General features: G+C 64.2%; 6 protein-coding genes and 2 pseudogenes. All 8 read left to right on the forward strand.

Features of this window, described 5'->3' with window-relative positions; all coding sequences use genetic code 11:
• Window positions 1-768 precede the first annotated feature (768 nt).
• A pseudogene (locus A5636_RS27735) lies at window positions 769-1,200 on the forward strand (toxin glutamine deamidase domain-containing protein); the annotation flags it as partial.
• Between the two features lie 127 nt (window positions 1,201-1,327).
• Window positions 1,328-1,849: a hypothetical protein gene (locus tag A5636_RS27270; protein ID WP_065159035.1), complete on the forward strand. Its 522-nt coding sequence runs from the start codon at window positions 1,328-1,330 to the stop codon at window positions 1,847-1,849.
• Window positions 1,792-4,425, forward strand: coding sequence for an alpha/beta hydrolase (locus tag A5636_RS25505; RefSeq protein ID WP_253900586.1), 2,634 nt, complete (start codon window positions 1,792-1,794; stop codon window positions 4,423-4,425). The genes A5636_RS27270 and A5636_RS25505 overlap by 58 nt, the downstream gene beginning before the upstream one ends.
• Complete coding sequence (locus tag A5636_RS12895) at window positions 4,422-4,844, forward strand: hypothetical protein (RefSeq protein ID WP_065159037.1); 423 nt, start codon at window positions 4,422-4,424, stop codon at window positions 4,842-4,844. Before A5636_RS25505 ends, A5636_RS12895 begins: the two co-directional genes overlap by 4 nt.
• A gap of 29 nt (window positions 4,845-4,873) precedes the next feature.
• Entirely contained in the window at window positions 4,874-6,391 is a 1,518-nt protein-coding gene (locus A5636_RS12900) for a hypothetical protein (RefSeq protein WP_065159038.1), read from the forward strand.
• Window positions 6,388-7,080 carry a hypothetical protein gene (locus A5636_RS12905; RefSeq protein WP_065159039.1) on the forward strand — a complete coding sequence of 231 codons (693 nt, stop codon included), beginning with the start codon at window positions 6,388-6,390 and terminating at the stop codon, window positions 7,078-7,080. The genes A5636_RS12900 and A5636_RS12905 overlap by 4 nt, the downstream gene beginning before the upstream one ends.
• Window positions 7,081-7,371: 291 nt before the next feature.
• A complete protein-coding gene (locus tag A5636_RS12910; protein ID WP_155763792.1) occupies window positions 7,372-7,734 on the forward strand; it encodes a hypothetical protein in 363 nt (120 codons plus the stop codon).
• Window positions 7,735-7,769: 35 nt separating this feature from the next.
• A pseudogene (locus A5636_RS26560) lies at window positions 7,770-8,978 on the forward strand (hypothetical protein); the annotation flags it as partial.

Here is an 8,978-nt window from a genome sequence, read left to right on the forward strand (position 1 = left end):
TCCTCCAGCGTCACTGCAGTCCTGGCCACCACCGCGGCGCCCACCCGCTGCCCCAATTCTTGATCGGCGATCCCCGCACCGCATGAAGCCCCACCGCCGCGCGATCCTCAATCCGCCCGCGAGCCGCAATCGCGTCGCGACGGCATACCGCAGCGGGAGATCCAGCCCACCCACGACGGACAAGTGCCGTACGCCCGCGACGGTCACTCACCGAAAGACGCGCCGCCTTCGCGCGACGCCGCCGGACGTCACGAGCCCCACCCCGACACCAAACCCGCAACCACTCGCGAATCGGCCGGCCGGTCCGACCGCGAGCACGGCGCCTCCGAAATCACCAAAGATACTGCCGGAGAGCATGATTCGACACTTCAAATCGAGCCAACACGGGACGGAGAAACGACGCCACCGGTCGTCGCCGCCGTGTTACTCGACGCGGGACACGGGCCCATACGCCCGACGAGCACCGGCGGGCCACATGGGGTGGGCTCGGATCGGATTGGCGGGCAACATGAGTCGCGTCACGAGCCATCGCCGTCCAGGAGTGACCCAGACGACCCGCACGGCCCTGACGGCGCCTCTCCGCCGCCAGGTCCCGGGCCCATCGATCCCTATGGCTTCCAAAATCCCGCGGACCACCGGGTTTACGGGCCGCACCAACTGGCTCCCGTCGAACATCCGGCCCACCAAGCCGCAGTCGAAACTGCGTTGCGAGCCCCGAACGAGACGGCATACCGCATTTGGGCTGACCCACGGAACAACCAGTACGGTGTGCTCGTCAACGACGGTGGGCCAACAGTCGACGGGCGCGCCAACAACTGCCTGGATTGCGCGCTTTCGGCACTGGCTTCGTTTCAGGGCCACCCCACGGTCTCGGCGCCCCGGTTCGCCGACATCCTCCCTAACGGCACGCTCGATCTGCGCAGTGGCGAGGCGGGCGGACTGGCCCGGGCGCAGACCTGGTTAGGACAGGGCCTGCGGGCTTCAGATCCAAGCCTTACCGTGCACGACCAGTTTGCCGCGCTGCATCAGCAGATAGCCCAAATGGGGCCCGGCTCATCGGCATTAGTGGTCAACGAGTGGCATGCATGCGACGCCAACGGAAACCCGATGTATCACGCGAACGGAACACCGGTGGTGGCGGGTTCGCACGCGACGGTCGTCGTGTATCCGCACGGCGCGGCGGGTCCGGTCTGGTGGGATCCGCAGCATGGCTTGACCTCTGATCATCCTCCGCCCCGACTGGTCGATCACTCGGCCCGCCTGTGGTCGACACCTATTCGATCCGACTATTTCGGCCCGCTCGCACCTGAACAGGGAGGTCCACACAATGCAACTGGACACAGCCGAACAAGCGCTGGCCTACCTGGCGCAGTTCGATCCGGAGACCAACTACACGGTGTGGCCGTTCGAGATGGGCTGGGTCTGTCAGCCGATCTTGACACCGGAGCAACACGAGGCCGGGATGGGACTGGGCCTGGCGAACCTGGTCATCGATTCGCAGACCGGGATCGTGACAGTGCAGTCCAGCCTGGCGCCGCAGACGATCGCGGCGGACTACACGCAGGCGAAGCGCACCGGCCGTCCGACCGGCAACCAGATCTATCCGCACCAATGGAACATCACGATCCGGCGCGTCCGGGAGGACCCCGAGACCATCGTCTACCAGATGACGGCAGTGTCGCTGAAAGATCCGCCCGAACCGACCCAGGAACATCCGCTGACCATCAACAAGAGCACCTTCCTCATCGATCCGGCGGATTCCCTGTCGAGGGTCGCGATGTCCTACGCGGAGTGGATGAGGCGGCAAAACTCGGGGATTTGGCCCGAGGAGGCGACGACGCGGCGCTAGCAGACCACGCCGGAGTTCTCGGCAACGACGTCGGCCCGCATCCGGGCGTGGACCACGAGGGAATAGACCCAGCGGACCGCGGACGTGAGGTCCCCTCGCACCCCGACGCGGACCATGCGCGAGAGGTTGCGCGGCAGGCCATCTGGAAGAGGATCCCGCCCGTTCATCCGGATTCGTTGCGACACCATCTGGCCGACAGTGTCTTCGGTGAGCAACGAGCCAGAGACAACGCCACCTGGTGGCGCGAGCTCAGCGGCGAGGAACAGCGCGCGCTGATCGACTCCCATCCTTACGAAATCGGCAACGCCGAAGGCATTCCACTATGGGCGCGCACCGAAGCCAGCGACCTTCGGCTGTCCCAGCTACACGACGAGTTGCAATCCCGTCGGGATGCGGGCGAGCACCTGAGTCGACGTGAAAAGAAAGACCTCGCGCGGTACGACGACATTCGCAGGGTGCTGGACGAAACCCGCACCAGGGCCAGTGCACTCGGCGTCGAGGTGCACGTTCTGGCGTTCGACCCGCAGGCGTTCGGTGGCGACGGTCGGATGGTAGTCAGCGTGGGGCACGACCCCTACCACGCGGATGCGGTGTCATGGCACGTCCCGGGCTTTTCCACCACGATCGACAGCATCGGGAACAACTTGGGCAATGCGATGAACCACTTCGAGTCGGTTCGAATGGAGCATCCCGGGGCCCGCGTCGCGTCGATCGCCTGGATCGGTTACGACGCCCCCCAAGGCTTGAAGGGCCTGTGGGACGTCGCGCACAGCAGGCTGGCGCGGGCCGGCGGCCACATCCTGCGCGGCGACCTCACCGCATTCAATGCCGCGCGCGACGCCTTTGCCGGCGACGGCAGCCACTTCTGCAACAACGACGTTTTCGGCCACTCATACGGTTCCACCACCACTGGCTTCGCCGGTCATGGTGGCGAGCTGACCACCCACGCCCGCAGTATCACCCTGGCGGGTTCCCCGGGTGCCGGGCCGGTCCGTCACGCCGATGAGTTCGGTCTCGGCGAACGGGTTTTCGTCGCGTCTTCGTCGCGCGACCCCATCACGATGCTGGGCGCCCGCACCCTCGACACGTTGGGTGCGCGTCAACCAGAAACCTACGGCCGCTTCTTCGGGCGCGGACTGGGCATCGATCCGGCGATGGAAGGCTTTGGCGCACAACGTATCACCGCCGAGTTTCCACGTTATATGGATCACCTGCTCGGCAGAACCGAAGGAACCACGGCAACGCACTCGGCCTATTACCGGTTCGACGCACAGACCGAGGGTTTGCGCACGGAGTCGCTGGCGAATTTCGGCCGCATCGGCGCCGGTATGTTCGAACAAGTCCACCCCGAACAACACCGATTCGAAGTAGACCGGTCTGAACACGGGTGGTGGCGCACCGTCGAGCCGGCGGAGAGTCGTCCGCTCGAAAATCCCGCCGACCCTTCCGAACACAACCGCCGGTTTTGGGATCCGCGTTGGCACGACACCGAAATTGGCGACCCCCCAACCGGGTTCGACGGCCACCGCCCCGTCGCCGATTTTCTCCCGCTCGGCGATCCGGACTGCGCGCACCGCGTCACCGACTTCCTGGCCGAACGCTGTGGACGCGACGTCACGCTGGGTACCCAACCAGGTCCGACCGGCACGCCAGCCCGAAACCTATTCGTGGCCTGGGGTTGTGCGCCGCATTTAACCAGCTACACGGAGGTTCGCGAGACGTTGCTGCACCACGGCGACGGATCGGCGGCAATCCTGGCGTCCAGCTGGTCGGGCGGCCCGACACAGGGTGGCCACGCCTACGTCGCGGTCAACGACGGTGGCACGGTGCATCTCTACGAACGGGTTGGGAACAGCTTCGAGCAATTGGGATGGCCGCCGCCCTGGGGGCAAGCCGCAGTCGACAGGACTGCGGTGGGCTACCTCGATCCACACGGCAACCCGATCGAATCCCTCGACGACCATGCCACACAATTGGACGCCGCCGACGCCGTCGGGCCAGTGGCGGGCGCGAAGCCCGACGCAGCGCCGGAAGCAGACCAGGGGTGGTCTGGGCAGTTGGCCATCGGCGACGAGGTGACGTATGCGCCCGACGCCGCGCGGGCAGCGGCCGATCTCAACCGAGCGTTTGCCAGCGGAAACCCCACCGCCGAGTTGGTACGGCAGGTCGCCGAGCTGTCCACCCACCGCGTCGGCGACGTAGATCGCGTCGTGCTGGGGAAATATGACGGTCACGACGGCGGATATATCGGTGCAGCCAGGCACGACGGCGGCATCTTCTATGACACCGGAGCACCCGCTTGGAACAATATCGAGCACGGCCTCAACCGATCGGATGCAAATTACTTGGGCTGGCAAGTGAACGAGCAATTCCTGCGGACGCAAATGGAAGATGGGGTCGCCCGTATCGACTATTTGGTTGATTACAACCATTATTCCTCGGTCGAGGATGTCGTACTGCTGCGTCCGAACTCGTTTTCCGCACGCGAGATAGAATTCCTCCGCAGCCATGCACCGCGGTACGGGTATGAACAAGTTGGAGACTCGTGGGTTCGCAGAGAAAGCCCTGGTGAATGACCGAAGAATTTCTGACCGACGTGCAGACGATCATCGGTCCCGTGCTGGCCGGATTCGGCTTTGAGCTTGCTGCTTTCCAGGACGATATAGACGAGGATGGCGTTGCCGGTTCGGTCGCATTCTATCGTTCGCCAGACTGCCAGCTGCAGATTTACAACTCCAAGCGAGCGGGCGAGATCAATTGCATGATCGCACTCGTCGGAGCCGCCCAGGTTTACGGGTTATTCGATCGAACAGGAGAATGGCAGTATCTCGCGCGTTTCGCCGACCGGGCCGAACTCGCCGAACTGATCAGGTCCGAGGGGACCGGCTTTCCGACGGAGCGCGAGGAGCTGGAGCGGATCAAGACACGCATCGAGCGGTTCTATCCGATCGCCCACGCGGGCATCCTGAAAATGTCCGGAAATTTGGGACAGTGAGGTTGGACAGTGAGGGACGTTCGACACCCATGAACGCCGCCCAGGCCGTCGCCGCGGTAACCGAACATGTCCGGCGTGCGGGAATCGATTACCCCACAACGGATTTGGTGGCAGACCGGTTCGAAGTCGGTTGGTCGGTGTATGCCCCGGTCCGCGTCGAGTCCGACGACCCGACAGCGTTCTTGAACATACCGCTGGGACGGGCGGTGTTCTTGATAGGCGACAGCGGACGCATCGAACAGACCTCGTCATCGGTGCCCCCGCAAGTGGCGCGCAACCTGTTCACCGAACGAGAACGGGCACTTGCGCACCGAAGTGCGGGCCCGGCGGCAACCGCGTTCATGAACGAGTTCGCCTCGACGTTCGTTCAAGCCGAATCCCCGGAACAGCCTGCGGCGAGAGGGTTTAGCGTACTCGAGGACTTTCCGGAGCGAGATCCCGACGTTGCCCGTCGCGACGAGCGGATCGGCCAACAAGCCTCGGCCATGCTCGAGCCGATCGTCCAGGAATTGGCCAAACTCGGCCCACCCGGCTGGCGGGAAATCACCGCTGTCTTCGCGCTCACCGTGCGGGCCGGATCGGCTGACTGCGCGGCGGTCACCGATCAGGGCTGGCGACCGATCAGCGTGCCAAGGTCGGTGATGGATCTGGTTCGCGCCCAGCGCGAGGTCAGCGCGCAGATGTCGGCCGGACCATGGTGGCGACTGACGCTGACCGTCACCAACCAAGGCCAGCTGCAAGCCTCCTACGACTACGGCGCCCAACCGTTTCCCGACGCCCAACTGCAACCGGCGGCCCATTACCGCGACGACATCGCCACCTATCCCCGTCCCCGCCTACCGGTGTGGCTGGCCGGCTATCTGGCCGGTCCAGCCGCCCAGGGCCGCACACCGTCGCAGGCCGCCGCGGCTGCGGCCGCAGATCGGGACGCCGGCCGACATTCGGTCGAAACCGACGATATCGAGCCCCTGCCGGACAGCTGGGCTCGTTGGGCGGTGCTGGCGGCGGTCTACACCGGGGCCCGCTCACAGTGGGGCCCGCGCATAGCGCCCGGTTTGGCCTGGTACGAATCCGACGCCCGCAGCGGCTCGACCCTGTACCTGCTGCCCGGCGATCGCGCGGTGCTCTCCGGTGGCCGCTGGGAGTCTCCGTTGCTGGTGGCGGCTTACCAACATGGGCAGCCGCTGCCAGACCTGTACAGCGGCGCTCCCGCCTGGGTCAATGACTCAGTTCTGAACAGCCGCAACCAGCATGGCTTGCTGAGCTTCTGCTTCTGGTGGGACCAGGGCCGCTGGTGGCGCGGATCGACCAACACCTTCGACGAACTCGACGACCCACTGCCCGCGATCTGGACTCCCGGGGAAACCGTCGACGCCATGGTCGAGGTGGTGGGTCCGGACGCTCAGAACGCCTGCCGCGACCTGCTGGTCGCCGCCGCGGCGCATACCGCCACCGTTGGCGACCTTGCCGCGGTGTTCGGCGAGTTCGGCAACCCCGATCTGGATACCGCCCTCAACCAACTCAGCCTGGCCGGGCTCACCCCGTGATCGACACCCTCGCCACCGTCGCCCTGTTCGTGCTCGGCGCACCGGTCGTGATCTATCTGGTGCTGTCCGGTTGGTACATGGCCAACGGCGACTCCGACGGAGGGCCCCGAGATCGTCCGCCGCCCAGCCGCTTCCAGCGGGTGGTGGATATTTCAGGATTCCTCGTTCCGCCCATTGTGCTGGTGGGGATTTACCTCGCTGGGATTGCGTTCGCCTACTCAGCCACGACGCTGACGTTTTACTACCCGTTGCTCGCCCTCGCCGTCGGTTTCGTCGCGTGGTACTGCAGTTTCCACGCTCTTTCCCGCTGGTATCAACGACTTTCGAAATCCAACAGCGCCGCCTATACCAAACAGCCGGGCCCGAGCCTGACCCGCGATGAGGCGATTGCGACCGTTCGCGACCACATCCGAAGGCACAAAATCGGCTATCCGGCTGACGATTTGGTCGCCGAGAGTTTTCCTCTCGGTTGGTCTGTGTACGCGCCGGTACATGTCGACGCCAGCGACGCAGCTGCGTTCTCGAATCTCCCGGTCGGACGGGCGGCGTTCTTGATCGGCGATAGCGGTCGCATCGAGCAAACATCCTCGTCGGAACCGCCGATTGCGCAGCGAGACCGGTTCATCGAGCGTGAGCGTCTTATCGCGACCCGGCGCGGACGCTGGGTGCGCCGACTGCCTCCGCAATGAGGTGTCCGAGGGATCCGGACTTCGACGTCACGCACATCCGAGGTGGTGCAGCAACACTGCACGGAAACGGAGCGGCGACCCGAATTCCGACGTAGCGCCGTTGAGTCACAGTTGCGGATTGTGTGACCGGTGGGCAAATACTGGCGCTGATTAATGCTGCTGAGGTGCTTTATCCTGGCAGGTGCATCCGAAGCCAGCGGCGGAAGATCGCGGCGGCCTGGGCTGATGTGGAGGGAGAGCCACAGGCGTGAGTTGCCGCTACGGTGTGGCACCTACTGGGAGGGGAACGTTATGTCTGTGGATGAACCGCCATCGATAGGCTCGTTAGGTGCCGCGACGCAACAATTTAAGCAGTGGGGCCAGGGTGTTCCAGACGACGTCCTTCAACTCGATCGGGTCGCGTTGAGCCGGTGGTTTGCTGATACCGGAAAGCTCGTCGATGCCGTCACGGCGCAGGCATTGGCGGCAAGCGGTCTCAGGATAGATGAGGGTGTTGTCGGCAATTTTCAATCCGCTAAAGCAACCGCCGAGAACTTGAATGATACCGGCGATGCCATCCGGCAGCGACTGAGCGAGTACGCGCAATTCGCCACGGCGCTCCGGGATTTCTCCAGCACAGCTTTCAACGCTTTACTCAATGCTGACGAGCATTAGTGTCGGAGTCACACCCGATAGTCGAGGGATGACGCATGTCGAATGATCCGCCCGACTTAGAATGGACAGTGCACGACGACCAATACGTCGGGGATTCGCGCCCCAGCACTCTTTCCATCCCCGATCTCCACAGTTCGACAATCGGAAAAACGCTCTTTGGTGACCTGAGTAGCGTGGACAGCACGCGACTAGCCGGTAATACGATCAAAGGCGTTCCGCTAGAACACATCAATACTTTCCTCGAAGGATACAACGGCATCAAGGATGCCGCTGACGATGTTGCCGTGCGGCATCGCTTCATCTGGTCCGATATAAGCGCTGCTCTCAAGGCCGCTCACGATACGCTGGAGCAGGCAATCAGCTCGGCTGAAAAGACTTTGTCCGGCGCTACGGCGTCCGCGATGTTCAAAAAGGCGAGAGACTCGCTGAATTATCTGTCATCCCTGGTTGACGCGACGGAGCGCATGGATCCGCTCGTCGATACCTTCTCTCGCGACATAAAAGAAACGAAGGATTGGTTCGTCAACGCTGCTGAACAGCTGGAAACGGACACCAAGGCCAGAGCTCAATATATGGACATTCCGGAAGACGAAGCCCGGCGGGATCTGCTGGCAAACTTTTATGACCGCGATGCGCGGCAAATGGTTCATCAATTCTATAACCCGCCGATCGAATGGATCAGCCAACGACATCCGGATATGTCAGCCAGTGCGCCCCGGATCGGAGGACCCGCGGGCGGCCTGGGAGGGGCCGGCGGGGGCGGCGGCCCGCCGGGCGGTTTGATGCCGGGCGGCATGGGAGCACCCGCACTCCCCTTTCCCACCGGGCCGGGGTCAGCGGATCCGTCGGCAGGTTCGCCGTCCATGCCGACCTCGCCAACATCGCCGGCCAACGCGCTGCAGGGTCTTGGCGATGCCGGGAAAGGTGCTGGCGACGCGGCGAACAATGCTGCCCAGCAGGGCCAGAACGCCGCGGGCCAAGCTGGCCAGGCCGCTAACCAGGCTGCTAATCAGGCTGCTAATCAGGCATTGGACGACGCACTCAAAAACCACCAAAATGGCTCCGGCGCACTACCTCTGGGCGCCCTCGGGTCGGCAACCAACGGCATGAGGGGCGCTACGACGCCAGCAGGAGCAGGCGGCAAGCACGGAGGCGGGGCGGGGGGCGCCGGTGCACGGTGTGTGCAGTCTGGACGCCATCGGCCGGCTGACCAGCGGGGAGGCCCTGGTGGTCTTGGAGGGCCG

The organism is Mycobacterium asiaticum (assembly GCF_001673315.1).
GTDB classification, from domain to species: domain Bacteria; phylum Actinomycetota; class Actinomycetes; order Mycobacteriales; family Mycobacteriaceae; genus Mycobacterium; species Mycobacterium asiaticum_B.